Consider the following 23,977-nt stretch of genomic DNA (forward strand, 5'->3'; position numbering starts at 1 on the left):
TACATGAGCAGGAAACCCGGACGCCGCCAGGCATCCGGGTTTCTTCGTTTAAGCGCGGACGCTTTTGTGAAGTTGTTTTTCTTTTTGTACCGCGTCTTTCATTTGTTCCGTGTAGCGTCGCAGGGCATCATCCAGCGAAGGCAGGTGAATTCCCCTGCAACTGGAAAGCACACTATAGCGTGGACGTAAGGCAGGGTAATGACAATCCTCGTTCGAGACCGCCTGAATGAATTTCCGGTTGAGGCCAAAGCGGTCGGCAACTTCATTGGCAAGATCCGCCCAGCTTATTTCACCATTGTTGGCCAGGTGCCAGATTCCTTTTTCTCCATCTATCAGCAAATCCAGCGTGGCATGCACCAGGTCGGGAACATAGGTTGGCGAGACAACCGCATCGTGAACCACAGAAATTCGTTCTTCATTCAGCAAACTTTTCCGGACAAAATGGGCAAAATTGTATTCGTCCCATGGCCCGAAAAACGCACTGGTGCGGATGATCAGGGCATCGGCGTTGGCTGCGGCAACCTGTTCCTCCGCTCGGGCTTTGGTTAGGCCATACGTGTTGAGCGGATTCGGTTGATCGTACTCGGTATAAGGCGTTGTTTTTCGTCCGTCAAATACCAGGTCGCTGGAAAAGGTTACCAGCCTGATGCCATACCGGGCGGCGGCAACCGCGAGGTTCCAGGATGCGGTTGTATTGTCGGCAAAACATTTTTCTTTCTCGCTCTCGGCGTCGTCTACCCGCACAAATCCAGTCGCGTTGACAATTGCCCAGGGGCGAAATGTTTCGATTGCGGTGGTGATGGAAGCCGGATCGCAGAGATTGCATTCATCCCGGCTCAAAAGCTGGTAGTGTAAATGTCTTTCGTCACAAACCCGGCCAAAGGCCCTGCCGAGTGTGCCGTTTTTTCCAATGATCAGCAGGGGGCTGCCGTTGGGGGACACCGTTTCGAAATGCTGCTCCAATACAAGAGGCTTGTGAAAAAAACGGGATGGACGTTGCCACCAGCCCTTGCCCTTCGCCAATTCGTCGTGGGCGAGATCGCCTTTTCTTTCTTTTAAAAACCTCGCTAAAGCGGTGGGCCGCGGCAAGCCGCTCCGAACGTCGAATGTGCCGGGTTCGTACTCACCGTGCGGCTCGGTCAGTAATTTGTTCCAGCCAAAGGAGCCGAGCATCGCCCAGGCTGTGACGGCTTTAATCTCTATACCTTTTGTCAAAAGATTGCGGCAGGTAGACCAAACCTGCCGGAACCACCGCAGTTGTTCTTCGCGGTGACAGTGCAGGTGCACTTCTGTTACGGCCATTGGTTGCCGGTAGCGGTCCCAAGCCTCCTGCAACAAACAGCCAAGTCCCGATTTTCCCTTTCTTGCCACCCTGACCGCTTCCACATCGGCATAGGCGTGACGTCCGTTGCCGCCATGCGTGTGCCTGGGGTAGCGATGCAGGCGTCCATCCAGGAAGCGTTCGGATGTAAGGTAATGGTTGAATCCAAACACATCCGGCACGCATGGATTCTCCTGGAAGAATGCCAGCTCCTTTTCTGTGATGTTATTCCGGCGCAGGTAGTCCCAAAGCGGATGCTTCCTGTTCACCCGGCCACATAAAAAATCATAGGTTAACCAACGGCGCTCGTTTTCAAAATCGGCCTGGTATTGCAAAGGCTTCGTGCTGTATGTTTTCCCCAGGTCTTCCGTTTGCACCAGCCGCGCCGCCGGGTTAACTTTTCGTATTTCCTGCATGGCCAGCACCGTTCCTTTCAATTCGTTCAGCAGCATTTTCAGGAAGGAAGTATCGTCCGTTTTGTGTGGATACCACAAGCCGTAAAGGCCGCTGAATCGTGCCGTAGTAAGCGGTTCGTTGACGGGAGTGAAATCCGTCAGGTGCGGGAATTGCCGGATAACTTTTGCGGCATAGGCGGCAAGGTGCGTTGGAAAATGCTCATCGAGCAAATCGGTAAAGGCCGGGCCACTTCCATGATGGACTAACCCGGCAATGACATCTATATTTCGACTTTGGAGTTCCTGAAGCTGGGAGCTGACCCAGCTCCAATCGATTTCGGAATCTTTTTCCGGCTGGTGTTTCTCCCACAGGATCGGGTAGCGGATCTTTTGAATCCCCGTTCCGGCTAACAGAGCAAGGTCATGGGGCCTGCTGTAATTCCCGGAATAGTCAAGCTGGTCGAAGTAGTGATGATGAACCCTGTTGATTGTACATTCAATGCCACCCCATAATTCGGGATCCTGGTTGTGTTCTTGTTTTTGCATAATAGATCGTCTGTGTTGCAACACTCGTAACGAGGCCAGTCGCCAGTTTCTTACTTACTCTCGTGCATGCAATCAAACGTAAGCACCTTCTTTTGCTTTTTTCACCGAAGTATTTTGTTCCAGGGTCGCTGCCATATTTCGCACCATCTGGCTCCAGGTTCTGTCCCATGAATTTCCTTCCAGGAATTCATCCACCTTTTTTACCCAGGAACTGCGTCTCTTCTTTGCCAGTTCGGCTTCTGCCGCTGCAATGAATTCTTCCGCATTGCTTGCGATATGAACCAGTTTGTTGTTGCCATATGGCGAAACCACATCGCGGATCGGTGTCGAAATTACCGGCTTGCCGGCTGCCAGGTATTCGGGAGTTTTTGTCGGGCTGATAAAGCGGGTCGACTCATTGATGGCGAACGGAATGATCGCAATTTCCCAGCCTGCAAGATAATTGGGTAACTCTTCGTATTTCTTTCCGCCGAGGTAATGAACGTTGGCGTGCCGTGGAAGTGTTGCCGGATCAATTTTTACCACGGGTCCAAGCAACACGAATTGCCAGTCGGGTTTTGCATTGGCAACCGCATCGATCAGTTCAATATCAAACCGTTCATCAATCACGCCAAAGAAGCCAAAACGCGGATGTGGAATCGCTTTCTGGTCCTCTGGATCTTTGCGGATCTTTCTCGCCTTGCCGAAATGTGCTTTGTCGATGCTGCTGGGAAAGGGAAAAATATTGTGATGTGCATTTTTTTTGCTTTCATAAATGCTATGTCCACCCGTAAACACAATGTCGGCTTTGGCAAACAACTGCTTTTCGAATTGCGTCAATTCGGGTGGTGCAAATTTGAAGGCGGAGAGTTCATCCATGCAGTCATAGACGACCAGCTCCGGATTTAAATGCTCGGTAAATGGTAAGGCCATCGGCGTGTAATACCAACTAAAGAACCGGTTCACCTGCATTTGCAGTAGCAGGCTGCTGACCATTTTCTGAAGGCCACTCACGACTTCTTCACCATTCGGGCGGTGCTGCAAGTGTGGGGTTACCACGTACAAATTGTCGTTGTAGTTTTCTATGTGAATTTTATCTGCCGCATCATGAAAGATCGGTTCTTCAATAAAAAAAACACGCTGGTGTTTCGAAAAGCGGCTTAACAAATGGTTGGGCCGCTGAAACACGAATCCCCAACGAAGATGGGAAAAGCATAACAAGTCAACATCATGTAGAAAGGCGCACGAAACTTCTTCAATGTTTTTAATCATGCTTTTATACTTGCGATTAACATGCCAGCAATGATTTGTTTAGTAATCGTGGTTGACGTTCAAACGACAAAAAAAATCCTGTAGAAATTCGTCCTCAACCGCTTGTTTCTGGCATAGTTGAGGTGTTAAACTGAATTAAAAAAAGGCTGTCTTTCGACAACCTTTTTTTAACGAAATCATTTTTTTTAAATTTTGAAACCAACGGTGAGCAATACTTTTCCCACCGTGTTGCGAACGTCGGCATTGAAGTAGGGTGCATTTTGCAACCGGTATGCAACGTTGACATCTTTGGTGATCGAATGAACATAGGTTGCATCAACAAAAAATCCTTTGTTGCGATAGCCAAGACCACCGCTCAAATTGAGTCGACTGCCTTCTTCGTTGTGAATGTTTTTGTATGGGTTGCCGTAATACGCTGCGCCGGCCCGCACCATGAATGTGGTGAACTTCAGTTCTCCGCCAGCCCTGAAATTAAAGGCTCCTTTGTAGGCATTGCGAATGGCCGTGTTTAAAGATTTCAGGTAATCACTGGTTGCCTGGTCGGGAACGCCGTTCGAGTTGTCGGTGAAATAAGACGACATGCCATACGGAACATATTCAATATCGGCCGTCAGAAAGCCTTTTTGTTTTGTCACGTCTTCAATTTCACGCAAGACATAGGAAACGCTTCCGATGAGTTTCAACGGTGTCATGTGCATGTATTTGAATTCGGACGAGGCACCGGTGACATCCTGCAATGCTTGTGTTTGTGTGCCCATGTAACTTTCGGTGTTTGTTGTAATCGTAGCCGTGTTCCTGTCGGTAAGTTGATAGATGCTTGGCGAATGAAACGCAAAGCCAAGACGAAGGTATTCCTGTGCTTTGACGATGATGCCTCCCTTTAGATTCAGGCCTACGCCGGTCGTGTTGAGGCCCTGCCGGTAGATAGCATAATCAAACTTATTGGACGGGTTATCGGTTGCATCCGCTTCCACAAATTCCGATTGGCGATCCAGGTGCAAAAAGGGAATACCGATCGTGCCACCGATCAGCACTTTGTCGTTCAGGTTTGTGCCTACACCCAGAGCCAGTTCCGTGATGCCGCCGGTTGTGTTAACAGTGTTTTGCTGCAGCAGTCCCGTGGCGATCGGTGCCCTGGATTGAAACTGGAAATTCCCGTTGGTACTTCCGCCGACCGTATCGATCCAATAGGTATTGAAAGCAAGGGAGGTGCCAAACGGGAAGTCACTGGCTACGCGGTTCGCGTCTTTGATGTTGCCATTCCGTATCTCGTCAAGGAAAGCCTGGGAGTAGGAGCTTTGATTGTTCTGCCCCCTGTAAATGATATTGCTTTTAAAATCGGCCATTTGGTTGATGGCAATGGAGATGGCTGTGCTGTGTTGTTTTCTGCCATCGCTTCCGCCAAAAACAAAACCGGTTGTCCCGAACGCAAATTTGTTGGCAGAGCTGTCTTCCCTGCGACCAAGATAGGTGGACTTGGCTTTTCCAAATCCAAACGTCGGCGACAAGACCACATCGCCGGTGCGGTAAAAACCCAGTCCGGCTGGATTGACAAACGTAGCCGTGATATCACCGCCGAGTGAACCCATGGCGCCGCCCACTGCCTGGATGCGTGCAGACCCGCTTTGTACATTCCACGAATAGCGCAGGGCATCTTCCGGCGTTTGTGCAAAAAGACTTTGGTAAAGGAGGGGAGAAGAGAGTAACAGTAAATATTTTTTCATAAAACCAGTTTCGGAATTGATGGATCGGCAATAGGATAGCAGGTGATGCACAAGACATCAAACCCTGCCAGGTAACATAAACGAGTGTAAACAGCTTAAAACTTCCGCACCGGTGCGTGGCTGCTGCTGCTACTACTGCTGCTGCTCGACGAACTGCTGCTGGAGTTGTTGTTGGTGCTGGTCGGCGCCGTGTTGGACGAACTGCTCGAATTGCTGTTGCCGGACCCAAAAACATTGCGCAAAAAGCCGCCTGCGTTGGAGCCGCTACTGCGGTAGTTTTCGTCGCTGGATGAATTGGTGAATGTCCGGCTATTGCTATTGGGCAGGTTTGGATTGTAGGTGCTGCCGTTGCGGTCAAACACGTGCAGGTTCGTGGTGCGGGGCTTGTTGTAAACCGGGTTCACATTGCCGTAAACAACACCCGAGTAATACGGATTCTTATAATACGGGTTGTAATAATAAGGATTGTAATAATAGTTGTTGTAACCATAATTCCAGGGACTGCTGTAATAGGCGTAATTGTTCAACCGGTTGTAATCGTAGTAGCGATTGTAATTGCTGCCATAACAATAACAGTCGTAATCATTCTCGAGGAAAGCATACCGGCGGTTGCGGGTTTTCATGCGCAGGTAGCTGTCTTCAAGACTCTCATCTGCATACCGGTTATTGTATCTGCGGTCGTCTCTTTTTTCCACACGGGCATATTCCTCTTGCGGTCGTTGGGGGGAAAAATAAACGTCGTCCGGCGTTTGCCCGGATTTATAAACAGAAGAACAACTGGTCAGAAGGATTGCAAACGTTAGCAGGGGTAGATAAGATTTCATGGCAGATGATTTAGAGGTTAATGTTACTTTTGCCATCGCTCAGTAAATTTCAACCATTTTGCTGTTAAACAAAAACTAATTAAAGTTAAAGGTTTTGGGCCAGGTGTCGCATCTGCAGGCTTTTTGCACAAACGATCCAGCGCTCTGAATCAAACCCAAAAACGATCATGAGTAAAGAGTTGACATCACGTTCGGAAGATTATTCGCAATGGTACAATGACCTTGTCATCAAGGGCAGCCTGGCCGATTATTCGGCCGTCAGGGGCTGTATGGTCATCAAACCCTATGGCTTTGCCCTTTGGGAAAACATGCGTGACCAGTTGGATCGCATGTTCAAGGAAACCGGTCACCAGAATGCCTATTTCCCCCTGTTTGTTCCGAAAAGCCTGTTCGAGGCAGAAGAAAAAAACGCCGAGGGCTTTGCCAAGGAGTGTGCAGTGGTAACACATTACCGCCTGAAGACAGATCCGGCACGGAAAGGAAAACTGATCGTTGACCCCGAGGCAAAACTGGAAGAAGAACTGGTGGTGCGTCCCACGAGTGAGGCCATCATTTGGAACACCTATAAAGACTGGATTCAATCGTACCGCGATCTGCCGATCCTGATCAACCAATGGGCTAACGTGGTGCGCTGGGAAATGCGGACCCGCCTGTTTTTGCGTACGGCCGAATTTCTTTGGCAGGAAGGGCATACGGCACACGCTACAAAAGAAGAAGCGATTGAAGAAACAGAAAAAATGCTGGAGGTCTATGCCACCTTTGTCGAGCAATACATGGCGCTTCCGGTGATAAGGGGTGTGAAAACGCCCAGCGAACGTTTTGCAGGCGCCGAAGACACCTATTGCATCGAAGCGCTGATGCAGGACGGAAAGGCGCTGCAGGCGGGAACCTCGCACTTCCTGGGACAAAACTTTGCCAAGGCATTCGAGGTGAAGTTTTTGAGCAGGGAAAACAAGCAGGAGTACGTATGGGCTACTTCCTGGGGGGTCAGTACACGCCTGATCGGTGCCCTCATCATGGCGCACAGCGACGACGACGGCTTGATCCTGCCGCCCCGCATTGCCCCCTTACAGGTGGTGATTGTTCCTATTTACAAGGGCGAAGAACAGAAGGCGCAGATCGACGAACGGGTGCACCAGTTAATGAGCGAATTAAAAGCGGCCGGCATTCGTGTGAAATATGATGAGAATGATAACGTGCGTCCCGGTTGGAAGTTCGCCGAGTATGAATTGAAAGGCGTACCGGTTCGTATTGCTCTTGGCGCCAGGGACCTTCAGAATGGCGTGGCCGAAGTGGCCCGCCGTGATACAAAGGAGAAGGCATCCATTGCTCTGGATGGCCTGGCAGACCATGTCAAAACCCTGCTGGAAGAGATCCAGCAAAATCTTTACGACCGTGCCTTCCAGTTCCGTGAAGAGAAAACGACGAGAGTCGATAGCTGGGACGAATTTGTAAAAGTGCTGGATGAGAAGGGCGGCTTTGTGGCGGCACACTGGGACGGTACCGCCGAAACGGAAGAAGCCATCAAGGAAAAAACCAAGGCGACCATCCGTTGCATTCCGCTGAACAATGCACAGGAAGAAGGCCGTTGCATCCTTACAGGCAACCCTTCCGCGCAACGGGTGCTTTTTGCCCGGGCTTATTAATTTAGGAAAACCGTCTGCAGGTTACAGATCGCTTTTAAGTGGCGAAAATGTGATGGGCAGGCGGTTATCTTTTGCCGGTTGATTGCTTATCTTTAGTTCAAACCTGCTGCATGGACGAAAATGAATCACTCTTCTCGCTTTCCATTGATCCGGCAACCAAAGCACACCTTTTCGAAACGGCCAAGTGGGCCCGGTTCCTGGCAGTCATCGGCTTCGTTTTCGTGTTTTTTGTTGTGGCGTTGGGCGTTTATTCTTCGCTCACCATCAGCCGCTACGAAGACATGTTCAACGGCTATCCCGGCCGCCGCGGCTTGATAGATAGCATAGGAGTCGGCGTGGCCGTTATGTATGTGCTGTTGGCGCTGGTCGCCTTTTTCCCATTGCTCTTTCTATTGCGGTTTGCCAACCAGATGAGCAGTGCACTGTCCTCCAACAACCAGGCATTGTTGAATACTTCTTTCCAAAACCTGAAAGTTTATTTTCGTTACCTCGGCATTGTTACCATCATCTTCCTGGTGCTGACGATTCTTTCTTTGCTGATGGGAATCCTGGGGCGTGCAGTTTAGTTGGACGAAAGATAATTGTAGTCTTTCAGCAATACCTGCAGAAATTCTTCCGGCTCCAGTGGCGTGTCGATATGAAGATGCGCTTTGATTTTTTCCGATGCCAGCAGGGCCATGTGATGGTCTTTGTGCTTTTTCACCGTGTCGATGATTCCCTTCAGCGAATTGATGTCTTTATCGCTCAACTGCATGATCTGCGGAAACTGCGGAACATAATGTTCCGACACTTCCAGGAAAACCGTGTCGGTGATTTTTTCTTTTTGATGGGTATTGATCAGAACCGTGTGCGCCAGAATATCTCCCAGGCGTTGCTGCTTCCGGGTGTTCACCAGCACAAGGTCGGCGATCAGCAAACCGAGTGCGCCGGCCACTCCCCAATAAACCTGCGGACCGAAAATCTGTGCATAGGGGATGAGGATAATGATGAACAGCAGCGTGTAGTCCGAGGTGCGGATCAGCCAGCGGATAATGAATTGCCCGATTGAAGGGCGGCCGCCGTTCTCCGAAACGACTTTGATGCCCAAAAGCTTTTTACCGATGCTTTGTCCGTCCATTGTAATTTCCAGCACAACATGGTAAAGCAGGAAGGGAAGAAGAAGAACCATGCTGATCGCCCACATTTTCATGCTGCCGTCATCGCCTCTCATCGTTCTTGCGATCCAGCTCAGGAAGCGCAGCGCCACAACGAGGTAACAGACCTGGATAATGATGTCGATGACCCAGGCAAACAAGCGCCGGTAAAACGGTGGCGCCGTAAACTCGATGTCGATGTTGAAATTGGTGGCAATGCGCACAATGCTCATGTTTCAAATATACTCTTCGTGGTGTATATCCGGGGCGCCGTTGCCGAAAAAAAGGTTTCTAAAAGGCGGGCCTTTCCTACATAAAAAAGCCTGCTGATCGCAGGCTTTCTCAATAATAAACATATTGGTTTATTGAAGCATTCGGGCAATGTCCTGTATTGGCAAACTGCCTGCAATCTGTGCGACCTGTTCCTGCGTGGCACCTGGTGCTTTTACCGTGATCAGTGAACTCCCCAGCGGTAACTGCAGGTCGTAATTTGTTTCGTTGTTGCCCTGGTTTTTCGTCACCAGCGCTTTGTAACCGGCAATCTTGATCACCTTATTGTCGCCTGTATTGCCGATCAACGGAATGGACAGCAGGCTATTAATGCTGGCGATCAGCGGCGAATTGCTGATGATTTCAATAGAAGCATTCCTGTTCTCAGAGGTGTCCATGCTGTTGTATTCTTTGCCGTATTCGCGGTGAATGACAACACCGAGAAAACCCGAGGCGCCGGCAACATTGTCCAGCTTTGTCACCGCCGGTTTGTCCAGCATGGTTGCCGGCAGGGCTTTCAGCACTTCTTTACCAATGATCATGTCCAGTTCGGCCAGCATTTGCTGCATGGCGAAGCGGGAGTCGTCCAGTTTGCCGGCATCGTAGGTGGTACGAGCTTCGGACGTGTATTTCTTGAATTCTTCCGGCGTGCCGCTGACCATGTAAACGGCCTGCGTGGCCGTGGTCTTGTTCGCGCTGTTTTTGCCGGCTTCGGCTTTTTGTGTCGCGTTTGATGCAGTCGTTGGTTTGGGCGCCGGTTTCTTTTGCGCAGAAACGGTGGCCATCACGAAAAGGGAAAGGCTGAGAACGAATATGTGATTCATAAAAATCTTTTTTGGTTGCGGTTATTTTTCACCCAGTTTGGCTTTGATGGAATCGATGTCTATAGCATTGGCGGCGGCCATAAAATCCTGCTCCGTGGCATAGTTCACGCCTTCATAGACGAGGAGCGAGGTTTGTCCAAGCGGCGCGCTGAGTTTATAACCGGAACTCTCGTTGTATTCAATCACCGCCCTGTAGCCTTTGATACGGGTTTGCTTCCAATTTTGCTGGCCACCGGTCTGCTGCGCATAACCCACGTTATTGAAGTAAAGATTGATGGCCTGCATCCAGGCGGAGTTGTTGGTAATGGTAAACCGCAGTAGTTTATCGTCTTTTGTGTATTCACGTTTGATGGTGAGACCGGCCCAACCCCAGCCCGTGCTGGTTACCTGGTCGGCTTTGGGATTGTATCCAAGGCCGCCGATCGTTTCGGGCAGTGATTTTAAAATTTGCTGGCCGATCTGCAGTTCCACGCCCAGCATGGCTTGCTGTACGGCATAGCGGGCTTCGCTGTACTTGCCCTGGCCGAAAACAGTTTCGGCGGTGCCGAGGTTTTCCTTAACGTCGGGTGGTGTCACCACCAATCCCTGGCCACCCCTGTTGGATGGATTGTTTCCCTGGTTGGCAGCCTGCGTGTTTTGTCCCTGTGTACCGGCATTGCCTGCACTTTGCTGGCTTTCATTACCCGTCGCACCCATGACCTGGCTGGCTTTTTCCTTGAGTTTTTTGAGAAATTGGGCTTCGGTCGGGCTATAGAAAAAACAGCCCATGGTTAGCAGTAAAAATGGAATTTTTCGCATGTTAATTGGTTTTATTGTACAATAAAAGGATGACCGGGTTTGTAGATGGACAATAAGCAATTGGCTTCAGTAGGAGTGGATATGCATTTAAATGTACAATTCTTTTTGAGTAAAAAAAGCGCTGGACCGATTTCCGGTCGCCGCACGGCCGGCCCTGCTTTGGTGGTAACCCGTCGTTATTTACTTCTGTTTCCCGACTATCCGAACGTAGCAGTCCTCCGCCTCTTCTGTGGCGGCACGCTGCGAGGGTGCAATGTTACGGTGCAACGCCAGGTTTCAGGCCGTTCGATGGATGAACAGTCGGAGGATGGAATGGATTGGGAATGACGAAGGAACCGGAGCGAAATTGTTCACTCATTCTACAGCAAATATAAACACCTGGTATGTGCTGCGGAGAAAATACCGGCTATGAAAGATACCAGTGATACTTCGGATCGATACGCAAAAATCATCACCTTAGTGCCCGCCGGGAGCAGGCACAATCTTGCGTAAAAGGCGGCCCACCACTACCATTTGTCGGCCGTTTTCAAATTGAACAAGCATGGAGCCATTCCGGCCCCGGATGCATTTGTTGTTGCGGCGGACGGCGTTGCACTGTTGTTTTTTTAGTAATTCATCGGTAAACCGGTCACCGAGGTAGAAGTACTCCATTAGTTTCCAAACGTATAACTGTATTCCACTTTCCCCGTCAGCTCTTTTTGCTTATTGAAGATTTGTTCGCCGGTTTTGAGACCGCGGTTGTCGAAGCGGTAGCGCCAGATCAGGTAATTGTCGCTGTTCTGCGGAATGGTGGTACGTTCCGCCAATTGGTTGGTGGTTGTGTATTCAAACATCTGTTCCGGTAAAAGCCGGCCGGCTTTTTTGTTGTAGCGAACGATATCGGTCAACCGGTTTTTCGCGTCGTAGAAATAATATACCGGTTCTTCCTTGATGAAGCGAACGGTTTCCTGTTCTTCAATCACGTTGCCGGCATTATCCAGCTTGAAGGTCACCATCGACGAGTCTTTTCCATTTCGCACCCGCAGCATGCGGCTGGCGTGGTTTTGTGCATCGAACTGCCAAATGTGTTCTTCCGTCTTTAGCGGTGCAAGCGTGTCGCCATACGTGGTAAAAATGGAGGATAGTTGCCCGGCATCGTTGTAGCGGTAAACCGTCGTGGTAACAAAGCCACCGGCTACGGAATCTGCAGTCTTCAGTACATGGCCGTTCGTGTCAAAGAATGTGGTTAGGTAAGATGCCGGCAGGTACTCGGTTTTGGTAATGGTGCGCAGCGTTTGCGCAGTGGGTGAAAACTCCTGTTGTACCGACAGGTTATCGAGCGGTGTGTTGTCGATCGTGTAGCTTTTCATGGAGACCGACTGCACGTTGTTTTTGCGGTAAGCCGTGATCAGGTCACTACTTTCTTTCGTGCCGATAACGTCTTTGTAATAATACTGTGCCGACGCGGATACGGTGAACAGGGCAGCGGCTACAACGGAGAACACAAGTTTCATCGAATATTGTTTGCTTCAAAAATAGAACATGCGTGAAGTGTAGCATACACCACTTTGCCAAACTGTGCCATTTGTCCCTATTTTTAAGAAATTTTTTTACGTGAGCCACCAGCCGGAACGAAAGGAGAAAAATTGTTTGAATTGCGGAACCCAGGTCCATGGCCGGTTTTGCCATGTGTGCGGGCAGGAGAATGTTGTCACCCACCAAAAATTCTGGTCCCTGGCCAAACATTTCATTTTTGACATCCTCCATTTTGACGGGAAATTTTTTCACACCCTGTTGTTCATCTTTACCCGCCCAGGTTTTGTGGCAAAACAGTATGTACAGGGAAAACGCATTAGCTATCTCGACCCGATACGCATGTACCTGTTTACATCTGCCCTTTTCTTCCTGGTCTTTTTTTCTGCCAAGGCCTTCCGGATAAACCCGGAAAACAAATCCGGTCGGTTGTCTGGCGAGGATCGCCAGGAAATGATTGCGGCGTTTCAAAAGAAATTGGCGAAACACCCCGGCGATCCCGTCCTGCTGAAATCGATGGCGATGTTGCAGGACACGACAATAGCCGTTAACCTGGACTCCCTCGACCGCGACCAAAATGCAATTGACTTTACCGACCGCAAATACACCTCGGTAGTGGCCTACGATTCTATCCAGGCCACACTTGCCAAAGGCCAGCGCGACGGTTGGATGAAACGCAGCCTGGTAAAGCAGGCGATCAAAGTCAACGGCAAATATGGCAATGGCACGGAGATGGTCAACGTGTATATCGAAACTTTTCTGCACAAACTGCCCTACCTCTTGTTCCTGTCGCTGCCCTTTTTTGCGCTCATCCTGAAACTGCTCTATAGCCGGCGGAAAAACTTTTATTACAGTGACCACGCGGTCTTCACCCTGTACCATTACATTTTCAGCTTTATCCTTTTGCTGCTGGTGTTCGGTTCGTCAAGGCTTCAGGAATGGTCGCACTGGAGTGTGTTCGGCTGGCTGACGTCGGCCCTGTTACTGGCCTGGCCGGTGTACCTGTTTTTGGAAATGCGGCGGTTTTACCAGCAAGGCCGTGCACGCACATTGGGTAAATTTTTGCTGCTGAATATTGCGGGGTCGATCATTTTGGTTTTGTTATTTATCATATTTCTCGTGTTGTCTATTTTTCAATTGTAAGCCATGAATAAAAGCGGTGAAGCCTTTGAGCGGTTAGTGTCGATCATGAACGATTTACGGGAAAAATGTCCCTGGGACAAAAAGCAAACGATCCAGACTCTCCGGCAAATGACCCTGGAGGAGACTTACGAACTGACCGATGCGATCACGGATTCAAACTGGCAGGCAATCAAAGAAGAACTGGGCGACCTGCTGCTGCACATTGTGTTTTATTCCAAAATCGGAACGGAGCAGGCGCAGTTTTCCGTCGAGGACGTGATCAACGGCATTAGTGAAAAGCTGATTGCCCGGCACCCGCACATTTATGGCGACGTACAGGTGAACAATGACGAAGATGTGAAGCGCAACTGGGAAAAGCTGAAGATGAAGGAAGGCAAGAAGTCGGTGCTTTCGGGTGTGCCCAAAACCCTGCCGGCACTGGTGAAAGCCATGCGCCTGCAGGAAAAGGCAAAGCAGGTGGGGTTTGAGTGGGAGAACAAAGAGCAGGTTTGGGAAAAAGTGAAAGAAGAGGAGGCCGAACTGCAGGAAGTGATTGCCACAGGCGAACAAGAAAAGATGGAGGAGGAGTTTGGTGACCTGCTTTTTTCACTGGTGAACTTTGCACGGTTTTTGAACATCGACGCCGAGAACGCTTTGGAAATTACCAACCGCAAATTCATCAGGCGCTTTACACAGATGGAAGCGGAAGCCCAGGGAACCGGGAAACCGCTGGCCGAGATGACCCTTGAAGAAATGGACGCCATCTGGAATCAAATCAAACGTCAAAAGGATTGAAAGTCTTCCGTATTCATAGCCACCGCCTCCGCAAGCGCACCCTGTTGCTTTCTGCCATTGGCCTGGTGCTTTTTTCGTTTCTGACGTCCTGGTATTTTGATTCACAGCTTTCGATCAGCTACCAGCAGCGCCAGTTGCAGCACTATGTAACGGCGCAACAGGAAGATGCCCGCCGCCTCGTCAACAATACGGCGCTGATGGGCAAACTGGTCACCCGCCAGGAGTCGCAGGATGAATTCGATTTCATCGCAAAAAAAAATTACGGTTTTTTTCTTTTTGCGGAAACACTTTCCGGCAAGGAAGACCTGCTTTTTTGGAACAGCCAGATCATCATTCCACCGCAGGTCGACTTTCGCACAGGAGACGAAGTTGTTTTCCGGCAATTGCTCAACGGCTATTACATCATTCAAAAAACCCGGCTCACCCTGCCCGGCATGAGCAACAATCTTGTCGTGTATGTTCTCATTCCGGTATTGTACAAGTATTACCTGGAGACCGAAAACTCGCAAACCAAATTTGCGCATGATCCTTCGGCTACCAAGCGAATAGCACTGGCAGAACGGGCAGCAACAAAATTCCCGATCGTGTCGCTTGACAAAAAGCCGCTGTTCTACCTGCAGCGGCCACCGGCCGGTATGCAAAGCCGCACCGACCCGGTCAGCGTGGTGCTGCGAATCACGGCACTGGTGCTGTTGCTTGTTGTGCTGCACATGGTGGCCCAGGATATCCGGACCCGTCGCGGCGGGCTGCAGGGTGTACTGTTCCTGGCTGTCGTCCTGCTTTTTGTTCGGGTGCTGCTCTACCTGTTCCCGCAGTTGTTTTCGCTGCGACAATTTGAATTGTTTGATCCGTTGATCTATGGATCCAATACGATTAACCGTTCCCTTGGCGACCTGCTGATCAATGCCGTATTTCTTTGCTGGATTGTTTTATTTGCCTGGAACTTCCTTGGTCCGCTGAAAGAATTGCCCCGGTTTTTGCAGGGCAGGAAAGGAATTGTTGCCGGCAGCCTTGGCGTGTTCCTTCTCATGTTCGTTACCTTCCAGTTTGCCGGCATGGTGAATGCGCTGGTCAAAGACTCGAAGATTTCGTTTGATGTGACCGATTTTTCGCAGCTCACTGTGTATACCGGGATCAGCTTTGTGATCCTGGCCCTGCTTTCGTTGAGCTATTATTATTTTTCACGGCTGCTGTTCCGGATCATTTTGCTGCTGTTTCCCAATCTCGTTTCGCTTTATTTTACGGTTGCCGTTGCAGGCCTGCTATTCCTTAGTTTTCAAAGAGAGCACAGCATCGTTCTTTTTCAATTACCGGTGCTGTTTTGGCTGGTGCTTTACAGCCTGGTTTTAACGCAGGAGCAATCGATCTTCAACCGCTTTCGCATTACCATTGCAGGTATCCTGTTTTGGATCTTTGTTTTTTCGGTTTCGCTGGCCGTGCTGATCATGCAGGCCAACAGGGAAAGGGAGCTCCGCGAACGCCGGTCGGTCGCTACCAACTACGAGGAGCAATTGGAGCCCACCAAGGTCATGGCGGTTTCGGTGGGACTGACCGTTCTCGATGAACGGTTTCTGAAAAACAACTTCAACCGCTTTTACCAGGAGATCGACAATGAACTGATCCGCGACAGCATCCAGCGTTCTTCGTTCAGCGGTTACAGCAATGCCTATTCAACGTCGATTTATGTCTTTGATTCCGCCTATCACGGCGTGAACAATCCGGACGACCGCACCTACGATGAGCTGAACAACATTTATACAACTCATGGCCAGGCCACGGAAAAAAAAGGATTGGTATCGTACGAAGTGTCGCCCACGCAGGTTGTTTACCTGGTGAAACGGGAAGCATTTGACAGCACCAAACTGCTGGGAACTCTTTTTCTTGTAGCGGCGCCACGGCAGTACCAGGGAAAGGAAAAATTTTACCCGGATATTTTCCGCCGCATGCGACCGGAAAAAACGGACCCGGTTTACATCTATGCCGTTTACCAGAATAAACAACTGAACCGCTATACGGGATCGTATTCTTTTCCCATTCGGCTGAAGGACGGCGATGTGCCGGAAAGTGAATTTGCCTATTTCGACAAGGGCGACTACAACGAGTTGTGGTACAAGGCGAGCAATCACAAGATCATCATTGTGGCACGGAAAAAGGATTCGCTGATCGAGAGCATCACCCTGTTTTCGTACCTGTTCTGCGCCTTTCTGTTCATGGTTTCGGTGATCCGCTCGTTCGAGCTTCTTTCCCGTGTGGTACAGGCATGGCCAAAGGTGGAGATCTTCTCCCGCCTTAACATCCGCTCGCAGATCCATGTAACGATCATTTTTATTTCCATTCTTTCTTTCCTGGTGATCGGGGTCGCCACCATCACGTATTTCGTGCAGCGGTACAAGCGAACCAATATCGAGAACTTAAGCCTGACGTCCTCCATTACACTGAATGAACTGCAGAAGAAAGCCAAGGAAGACAGCCTGGCGCTTACGGCCGGTACCTTTGACAATGCCGCCAACACCGAAAGCCTGAAACAGGTCGTACGTGATATTTCCGATGTTCATGGTGTGATTGTGAACTTGTACGATACAAGCGGCTTGCTGCAAATCACATCCGACGACCAGATATACCGCAAAGGAATCCTAAGTACCCGCATGGACCCGACAGCCTATTACCACCTTTCGTCGTTGGATGAAGTGCAGAAAGTGCAGACGGAGACAAATGGTGACATCGATTACGAAAGCATTTACACCATCATCCGAAATCCCAAAACGAACGAGAAGGTTGCCTTTCTCAATATTCCCTCGTCTGCAACGGCATCCGGCCTGAGCCAGGAAATTTCGAACTTTCTCGTAACGATCATCAACCTGAATGCATTTATTGTTTTGATCGCGGGGGTGATTGCGCTGTTTATTACCAATCGTATCACCCGAACCTTCTCTGTTATCAGCAACAAGATGAAAGAGATCACGTTGGGCCGGTCGAATGAAGAAATTGCCTGGAGCAAGGAAGACGAAATCGGGGAGCTGGTAAAGCAGTACAACAAGATGGTAAAGCAACTGGAGAACAGCGCATCCGCGCTGGCGAAAAGTGAACGCGAAGGTGCGTGGCGGGAGATGGCCAGGCAGGTGGCACACGAGATCAAGAACCCGCTCACACCCATGAAGCTGAGTATTCAGTACCTGCAAAAAGCCATTCAAAATAACCAACCCAACGTCAAGGATTTAACCACCAACGTTGCCCATACGCTGATCGAACAGATCGATCACCTGTCGAAGATTGCTGCTGATTTTTCGCAGTTTGCCAACATCGGTAACCGGCGGCTCGAAATGGTAGACCTGCACAATGTCATTGGGTCCCTGCTTGATTTGTTTGCCACGAATCCCAAAGTGCAAGTCACCTGGAACCCGATTCCGGGGCCGGCTCGCATGCAGGTGGACAAGACCCATATGAATCGCCTCTTCACCAACCTGTTGGCCAATGCCGTCGATGCCTGTTCGGAAAGACAAAAATGCCAGGTTTCCATACGGGAAGAAAAAGCCAATGGCTTTCTGATCGTAGCCATCCAGGACAATGGCGATGGCATTCCGGAAGAAATGCAATCGAAAATCTTCACACCCAATTTCACCACGAAAACGTCCGGCACAGGCCTGGGACTTGCCATGTGCAAAGGCATCGTAGAGCAAGCCGGCGGCGACATCTGGTTTCAAACAGTGGTCGGGGAGGGGACGACGTTTTTTGTGAAGCTTCCTTTTTTTCAATAACTACTAATCAATAGGCAGTTTGCAAGGAGGAACACTCTCGCTTATTACCCATTGCTTATGGCCAATTTCTTTTTCCTGGTATCCGCCAGGTAATTTTCAAATTCAGCAAGGCTGAACGAGCTGAGATTGCGGGCCGCTGTCAAGCCTCCTTTTTGGGCAACCAGTGTACCGTATTTGAGATAGGGAAATTCTTCCAGTGCATGTGCATCGGGATTGATGGAAAGGAGCAGGCCTTTTTCCATTGCATAATCGATCCAGCGCCAGTCCATGTCCAGTCGCGAAGGAGACGCATTGATTTCAATGACGACATGGTGTTTGACGCAGGCGTCGATGATGGCCCTGTGGTCAACAGGATAGCCCTTGCGTTTGAGCAGCAGGCGTCCCGTCATGTGACCGAGAATGGTGGTGTAAGGGTTTGTAATGGCACCCATCAGGCGCATCATGGCTTTTTCTTCGTCCATATCAAGATTGCTGTGGATCGACGTGATCACGAGGTCGAATGTAGAAAGGGTCGCATTGTCGTAATCGAGAGAACCGTCGCCAAGAATATCGCACTCGATGCTTTTGAAAATCCGGAACGGCGCAATTTTTTTGTTGAGCGAGTCAATATATTGATGCTGTTCCCTGATGCGCTGTTCGGAGAGGCCGTTGGCATAATAAGCCGCTTTGGAGTGGTCGGAGATTACCATGTATTCGAAACCCTGCCGGATCAGTTCTTCCGCCATTTCTTCAATCGTATAGGCGCCATCGCTCCAGTTGCTGTGCGAATGGATAAGCCCTTTAATGCTTCCCGTTTGCACAAGATTGTCGAAGCGTTCCAGTTTGGCCCGTTCGATAATGCTGCTTCTTTCGCGCAGAAAAGGCGGGATATAGTTGCTGCCGGCCTGCCGGAAGATGTCTTCTTCCGATTCGAATTCCGTCTTTTCCGGGCTATTTTGCCAGGCCGATAAAAATTCCTCGCTGCTGCTTGTTTGAAACAGCTTGCGGGCAAACTGCGGTGGTGTGGTGGAATGAAACAACAGTTCCAGCTGGTCTGCCGCCCTGAGTGAAAGCGTTTCGCCGGGGGATGCGAGCACCTCTACGTCATCGGTTACAAGGTAGGCTTTTAATTTTTCCACCGGTACTGTCGTGATCCATTCCAGCTTGCTGATCGTTTCCATTTGTCGCCGGAACTCGCCGGTGAGCATGATTTGTTCGCCTGCAAATTTCGATTCCAGTTTATTCTGCAGCGCAAGCGCAAAGTCTTCTACCTGCTTGTAAAGAAACTGGCCTTTGCTTCCCCTGGCGAACGAAATGGATTCCAGGATTTTTTGTTCTGTCTTTTCACCAAACCCTTTTTTGGTTGCAATGCGGTTTTCGCGGCAGGCCTTTTCCAGTTCTTCAATCGTATCGATGTTCATTTCTTTCCAGATGATATTGATCTTTTTTGGGCCAAGACCTTTAATATGCATCATCTCCAATACGCCGGATGGCGTCTGCTGAATTAGTTCCTGCAGCGCCCGCAGTTCGCCGGTTTGCAGAAACTCCGTGATTTTTTTGCCAACACTTTCGCCGATGCCACGCAAACGGGAAAACTGCGCTTCGGACATTTGCGCCAGAGGCTCGGAAAGTTTTTCAATGGTGAAGGCAGCACTGGAATAACTTTTTGATTTAAAAGAATTCTCGCCGTGAATGTCCATTAGTTTGGAAAGAAGTGAAAACTGGTCGGCGATTGCATAATTGTCAACCACGGATTTGCATGATTTAAGATGATTAGCAGGATTGCTCGCAGTAAAAGTCGGTGAAAAATATATTGATTCGGCCGGTGCAGAAAAAAAGAGCAAAGAAGAGAAAAGGGATGGTTGTAGCGTATATCGAAATCCGGTATATCTAACAGGGCTCCTGCAAATTTGTGGCAAAAAAAAGTCCCGGAGAACCGGGACTTGTATTACGTTCAAAACTGGTTTCTTATCTGCCGCCCTTTGAAGAAGCTTTAGAAGCGCCACCTTTTTTGGCAGCACCTTTCGAAGCGCTCTTTGAAGAAGCTTTAGAAGCACTGCTCTTCTTAGCAGCACCTTTTGTGGCACTCTTTGAAGAAGCTTTAGAAGCACTGCTTTTTTTAACAGCACCCTTAGCAGCACCTTTCGAAGCGCTCTTTGAAGAAGCTTTAGAAGCACTGCTCTTCTTAGCAGCACCTTTTGTGGCACTCTTTGAAGAAGCTTTAGAAGCACTGCTTTTTTTAGCAGCACCCTTAGCGGCGCCTTTCGATGCACTCTTTGAAGAACTCTTTGCAGCTCCTTTAGCAGAGCTTTTGCCTGCAGCTTTTTTTGCTGTTGCCATGTTGTTTTGAATTTAATGGTTAGTAAAAAATAACAGCAGTAAAATTATACAAAAAATTTAACTGCCAAAGTTTTTTACGCAACCATCATACCAAAACGTTTAGGCATTGGCTTCAGCCGGAAGAACGGAAACAAATGTTCTGTCGTTCTTTCCTTTGCGGAATTCAACCACACCGTCAGCAATTGCAAACAATGTGAAGTCTTTTCCGACGCTTACGTTTTTACCAGGATGGTATTGTGTACCGCGCTGACGAACGATGATGTTGCCAGAAATGGCGGGCTGACCACCAAAGATTTTTACACCCAAACGTTTGCTGTTTGAGTCGCGGCCGTTCTTTACACTACCTTCACCTTTCTTATGTGCCATGGTTTAAATAGTTTGATGTTTAGAGTTTAATGCTTCCTGTTTGTTATAAACATTAAGCAATGTCGTTGATTTTAATTTTGGTGTACTGCGTGCGGTGACCTTTTTTCTTACGGAAACCTTTACGGCGTTTTTGCTTGTAAGCAATGACTTTGTCGCCCTGCACGTGATCAAGGATCTCTGCCTGGATTTTCACGTTGCTGTTGCTGAAGGTCAGGTTGCCATTCGCATCAGCCATAATAATGTCAGAGAACTCCACTTTGGAGCCGGCGTCGCCACTGATTTTGGGAACGTACAATGTTTGGTCTTTTTCAACCTTGAATTGCTTACCGGCTATTTTTACGATTGCGAACATAACGGTTCAAAAATTAGGTGTGCGAAGGTAAGGGAAAGAAGGAAAAGTAAAAAGTAAAAAGTAAAAAAGGACGGCGGAAACCGTTCTCCGGGTCTTTTCTCCACCAACTTTCACATTGCTCTAACCTTCTGGCTACCGGCCCGTTTGCCAGTGAAGGAAAGTGCTGACATTCGGGTTTGAATTTTTACTTTTGACTTTTGGTGTACGTTTGTGCCCCTTTCGCTCCAGCATGAAAATAAAATCATTCCTTGCCAAACCGTTTGCTTCGTATATCCATGCGAAAATACGCCGCGGCAGTCTCTCGGCCCTGGCCGATCAGGACGCTATCTTAAAAGAGTTGTTGAGCGAGGGGAAAGCCACCGCCTTTGGGAAAGAGCACCGCCTCGACGCCGTATCAGACTATGCCGGTTTTCGGCAGGCGGTTCCTATCCGCGATTACGAGGGGCTGAAATCCTATATCGAAAAGATCAAAGACGGAAAACACAACATCCTCTGGAAAGGGAAGCCGATCTACCTGGCCAAGACGTCCGGAACGACCAGCGGCGTCAAGTATATTCCCATTTCGAAAGACTCAATCTCCAATCATATTAATACGGCACGCAATGCATTGTTGTGTTATATGGCCGAATCGGGCAACACCGCCTTCGCGAATGGAAAGTTGATCTTTCTTTCCGGTTCGCCGGAACTGGAGCGGATTGCCGGCATTCCCACCGGCCGTCTCAGCGGCATCGTTAACCACCACATTCCGTCTTACCTGCGTCGCAACCAATTGCCGACCTACGAGACCAATTGCATCGAAGATTGGGAAACCAAACTGGATGCGATTGTAAAGGAAACGATCAGCCAGGACATGACTCTTATCAGCGGTATTCCGCCGTGGGTGCAAATGTATTTCGACCGGCTGGAAGAAAAAAGCGGGAAAAAGGTGGGTGAGCTGTTCCCGAAATTTTCGGTGATGGTTCACGGCGGCGTGGCCTTTGAGCCCTACAAGGGAAAGCTGCTGCAAAGCATTGGCCGCAGCATCGATACCATCGAAACCTTCCCGGCTTCGGAAGGCTTCTTTGCCTTCCAGGACACGATGAAAGAAGAAGGCCTTCTCCTGAACACGGCGAGCGGGATCTTTTTTGAGTTTGTGCCGGCTGCCGAAATCTTTAACGAAAACCCAACACGGCTTTCCCTGCACGATGTAAAGGTGGGAGAGAACTATGCGCTGATCGTGAACAGCAATGCCGGTTTATGGGGCTACAACATTGGCGACACCGTCAAATTTGTCAGCACCAATCCCTATCGTATTGTCGTCACGGGACGCATCAAGCATTTCATCTCGGCGTTTGGCGAGCATGTGATTGCCGAAGAAGTGGAACAGAGTTTGCTAAAAGCTGCCGCAGACGAAGGCATCCGTATCACGGAGTTTACCGTTGCGCCTATGGTGCAACAGGGCGAAGGGAAAAGTTACCACGAATGGTTTATCGAGTTTGAGGAAGAACCCAGGGACCTGGATGCATTTGCCGAAAAGGTGGACAACACGCTGCGGCAAAAAAATATTTACTACGACGATTTGATAAGGGGCAATATTTTACAGCCGCTTAAAATAGCCGTGGTGCAAAAAAGCGGCTTCGTGGAATACATGAAGTCCATCGGGAAACTGGGCGGACAAAACAAAGTGCCCCGCCTGAGCAACGACCGCAAGATTGCGGCGGCACTGGAGCAATGGACAAAGCAATTGACCAGCCGTTAAGATGGTTCTTTTATTTTCTAACACAACGACGACTTGCCACAACCCTCTATGAACAATAGCTCATCACCCCGTAAGCGCATTGCGATCTTTGGTTCCACCGGTTCCATCGGCACGCAAGCACTCGAGGTTATCGATAAAAACAGGGATAAATTCTCTGTCGACGTACTGACCTGCAACGGCAACGACACATTGATCGTGCAGCAGGCCTTGCAGTTTCAACCCAATATTGTTGTAGTTTCCAACGAACAGAAATACGGCCGCATCAAAGAAGCACTGGCCCACACCGACATTAAAGTGTTTGCCGGCGAAAAAGCCCTTGAAGAAGTGGCCTCCCTGGATGTCTACGACGTGATGCTGGCGGCCATTGTCGGCTATGCCGGACTGAAGCCCACACTGAATGCCATCCGTGCCGGCAAAACCATTGCGCTGGCCAATAAGGAAACCCTTGTCGTTGCCGGCGATATCGTGATGCGGCTGGCCTACGAAAAGCGTGTGCCGATCATTCCGGTCGACTCCGAACACTCCGCGATCTTTCAATGCCTGGTTGGCGAAATAAGGAACCCGATTGAGAAAGTGATCCTCACGGCATCGGGCGGACCTTTCCTGGGCAAAAAGCCCAACTACCTTGTCAACGTAAAACGTGACCATGCCCTGCAGCATCCCAACTGGACCATGGGCGCCAAGATCAGCGTGGACTCGGCAACGCTGATGAACAAAGGACTCGAGATGATAGAAGCCAAATGGCTTTTCAATCTTCGTTCCGACCAGATCGACGTCCTGGTGCACCCGCAAAGCATCATTCACTCCATGGTGCAGTTTGAAGACGGCAGTATCAAGGCGCAGCTCGGGTTGCCCGACATGAAACTGCCCATTCAGTATGCGTTGGCTTTTCCCCAGCGGCTGCCCAACGATTTTCCCCGGGCCGATTTCAAACGCATTCGCACCCTCACGTTTGAGGAACCCGATATTAAAACCTTCCGCAACCTGGCACTGGCCATCGAAGCCTTGCACAAAGGCGGGAACCTGCCTTGCATACTGAATGCTGCCAACGAGATCGCGGTCTATGCCTTCCTGCGCAACCGCATCGGGTTTTTGGACATGACCGACGTCATTGAGCAAACCATGCAGAAAGTGAGTTTTTTGCAGGAGCCTTCGTTGGACGATTACCTGGACAGCGATGCCGAGGCGAGGCATTATGCGGCAGACCTGATCAAGCTCTAATACCGCTTTTCCTTTATAACAGGGTTTTATGCTTTCCCTGCTTATCTTGCAAACGCATAAAATTT

General features: G+C 49.6%; 20 protein-coding genes. 8 read left to right on the forward strand and 12 right to left on the reverse strand.

Annotated elements, in window-relative coordinates; all coding sequences use genetic code 11:
* Positions 1-48: 48 nt before the first annotated feature.
* The 4 genes from D6024_RS11565 to D6024_RS11580 all read right to left on the reverse strand — a co-directional run bounded on the left by D6024_RS11565 (position 49) and on the right by D6024_RS11580 (position 6,061).
* The gene (locus D6024_RS11565; RefSeq protein ID WP_121354737.1) at positions 49-2,262 is read right to left on the reverse strand and encodes a family 1 glycosylhydrolase; all 2,214 of its coding nucleotides are present in this window, start codon (positions 2,260-2,262) and stop codon (positions 49-51) included.
* Positions 2,263-2,334: 72 nt separating this feature from the next.
* Positions 2,335-3,513, reverse strand: a complete 1,179-nt coding sequence (locus tag D6024_RS11570; protein WP_121354738.1) for a glycosyltransferase family 1 protein — start codon at positions 3,511-3,513, stop codon at positions 2,335-2,337.
* A 185-nt stretch (positions 3,514-3,698) separates the two neighbouring features.
* Positions 3,699-5,237 carry an aromatic hydrocarbon degradation protein gene (locus D6024_RS11575; protein WP_121354739.1) on the reverse strand — a complete coding sequence of 513 codons (1,539 nt, stop codon included), beginning with the start codon at positions 5,235-5,237 and terminating at the stop codon, positions 3,699-3,701.
* 95 nt (positions 5,238-5,332) lie between these two features.
* Positions 5,333-6,061 carry a hypothetical protein gene (locus tag D6024_RS11580; protein ID WP_121354740.1) on the reverse strand — a complete coding sequence of 243 codons (729 nt, stop codon included), beginning with the start codon at positions 6,059-6,061 and terminating at the stop codon, positions 5,333-5,335.
* 167 nt (positions 6,062-6,228) lie between these two features.
* Between D6024_RS11580 and proS the strand changes: the two genes are divergently transcribed.
* On the forward strand, positions 6,229-7,707 hold the full coding sequence (proS, locus tag D6024_RS11585) for a proline--tRNA ligase (protein ID WP_121354741.1): 1,479 nt from the start codon (positions 6,229-6,231) through the stop codon (positions 7,705-7,707).
* Between the two features lie 110 nt (positions 7,708-7,817).
* The gene (locus tag D6024_RS11590; RefSeq protein ID WP_121354742.1) at positions 7,818-8,273 is read left to right on the forward strand and encodes a DUF5362 family protein; all 456 of its coding nucleotides are present in this window, start codon (positions 7,818-7,820) and stop codon (positions 8,271-8,273) included.
* Here the strand turns inward: D6024_RS11590 and D6024_RS11595 are convergent.
* The 5 genes from D6024_RS11595 to D6024_RS11620 all read right to left on the reverse strand — a co-directional run bounded on the left by D6024_RS11595 (position 8,270) and on the right by D6024_RS11620 (position 12,225).
* Positions 8,270-9,073, reverse strand: coding sequence for an RDD family protein (locus D6024_RS11595; protein ID WP_121354743.1), 804 nt, complete (start codon positions 9,071-9,073; stop codon positions 8,270-8,272). The two genes, D6024_RS11590 and D6024_RS11595, sit on opposite strands and share 4 nt — an antisense overlap.
* Before the next feature lie 129 nt (positions 9,074-9,202).
* The gene (locus tag D6024_RS11600) at positions 9,203-9,934 is read right to left on the reverse strand and encodes a hypothetical protein (protein ID WP_121354744.1); all 732 of its coding nucleotides are present in this window, start codon (positions 9,932-9,934) and stop codon (positions 9,203-9,205) included.
* Positions 9,935-9,955: 21 nt separating this feature from the next.
* Positions 9,956-10,732 carry a hypothetical protein gene (locus D6024_RS11605; RefSeq protein WP_121354745.1) on the reverse strand — a complete coding sequence of 259 codons (777 nt, stop codon included), beginning with the start codon at positions 10,730-10,732 and terminating at the stop codon, positions 9,956-9,958.
* A 456-nt stretch (positions 10,733-11,188) separates the two neighbouring features.
* On the reverse strand, positions 11,189-11,383 hold the full coding sequence (locus tag D6024_RS11615) for a hypothetical protein (protein WP_121354747.1): 195 nt from the start codon (positions 11,381-11,383) through the stop codon (positions 11,189-11,191).
* Positions 11,383-12,225, reverse strand: coding sequence for a hypothetical protein (locus D6024_RS11620; protein ID WP_121354748.1), 843 nt, complete (start codon positions 12,223-12,225; stop codon positions 11,383-11,385). Before D6024_RS11620 ends, D6024_RS11615 begins: the two co-directional genes overlap by 1 nt.
* 136 nt (positions 12,226-12,361) lie before the next feature.
* Between D6024_RS11620 and D6024_RS11625 the strand changes: the two genes are divergently transcribed.
* From D6024_RS11625 to D6024_RS11635, 3 genes are read left to right on the forward strand one after another with little or no spacing between them, the layout of a single operon-like run.
* Positions 12,362-13,387 (forward strand): DUF3667 domain-containing protein, encoded by a 1,026-nt coding sequence (locus tag D6024_RS11625; protein ID WP_162944717.1) that lies wholly within the window; start codon positions 12,362-12,364, stop codon positions 13,385-13,387.
* 3 nt (positions 13,388-13,390) lie between these two features.
* The gene (gene mazG / locus D6024_RS11630; protein ID WP_121354750.1) at positions 13,391-14,161 is read left to right on the forward strand and encodes a nucleoside triphosphate pyrophosphohydrolase; all 771 of its coding nucleotides are present in this window, start codon (positions 13,391-13,393) and stop codon (positions 14,159-14,161) included.
* Positions 14,158-17,916, forward strand: a complete 3,759-nt coding sequence (locus tag D6024_RS11635) for a sensor histidine kinase (RefSeq protein ID WP_121354751.1) — start codon at positions 14,158-14,160, stop codon at positions 17,914-17,916. The genes mazG and D6024_RS11635 overlap by 4 nt, the downstream gene beginning before the upstream one ends.
* A 44-nt stretch (positions 17,917-17,960) precedes the next feature.
* Here the strand turns inward: D6024_RS11635 and D6024_RS11640 are convergent, their stop codons facing one another.
* Complete coding sequence (locus D6024_RS11640) at positions 17,961-19,646, reverse strand: helix-hairpin-helix domain-containing protein (protein ID WP_121354752.1); 1,686 nt, start codon at positions 19,644-19,646, stop codon at positions 17,961-17,963.
* Positions 19,647-19,807: 161 nt separating this feature from the next.
* On the opposite strand from D6024_RS11640, the gene D6024_RS11645 reads away from it, so the two are divergent.
* On the forward strand, positions 19,808-20,245 hold the full coding sequence (locus D6024_RS11645) for a hypothetical protein (protein ID WP_121354753.1): 438 nt from the start codon (positions 19,808-19,810) through the stop codon (positions 20,243-20,245).
* 89 nt (positions 20,246-20,334) lie between these two features.
* On the opposite strand, the gene rpmA is transcribed toward D6024_RS11645, so the two are convergent.
* Positions 20,335-20,601: a 50S ribosomal protein L27 gene (gene rpmA / locus D6024_RS11650; RefSeq protein WP_121354754.1), complete on the reverse strand. Its 267-nt coding sequence runs from the start codon at positions 20,599-20,601 to the stop codon at positions 20,335-20,337.
* 52 nt (positions 20,602-20,653) lie between these two features.
* Positions 20,654-20,953 carry a 50S ribosomal protein L21 gene (gene rplU, locus D6024_RS11655; protein ID WP_121354755.1) on the reverse strand — a complete coding sequence of 100 codons (300 nt, stop codon included), beginning with the start codon at positions 20,951-20,953 and terminating at the stop codon, positions 20,654-20,656.
* Between the two features lie 229 nt (positions 20,954-21,182).
* Between rplU and D6024_RS11660 the strand changes: the two genes are divergently transcribed.
* Both D6024_RS11660 and D6024_RS11665 read left to right on the forward strand, forming a co-directional pair.
* Positions 21,183-22,691, forward strand: coding sequence for a GH3 auxin-responsive promoter family protein (locus D6024_RS11660; RefSeq protein ID WP_121354756.1), 1,509 nt, complete (start codon positions 21,183-21,185; stop codon positions 22,689-22,691).
* 48 nt (positions 22,692-22,739) lie between these two features.
* A complete protein-coding gene (locus D6024_RS11665; RefSeq protein ID WP_121354757.1) occupies positions 22,740-23,912 on the forward strand; it encodes a 1-deoxy-D-xylulose-5-phosphate reductoisomerase in 1,173 nt (390 codons plus the stop codon).
* Positions 23,913-23,977 lie beyond the last annotated feature (65 nt).

Origin of the sequence: Flavisolibacter nicotianae (assembly GCF_003628535.1) — a bacterium.
Taxonomy (GTDB): Bacteria; Bacteroidota; Bacteroidia; order Chitinophagales; family Chitinophagaceae; genus Flavisolibacter; species Flavisolibacter nicotianae.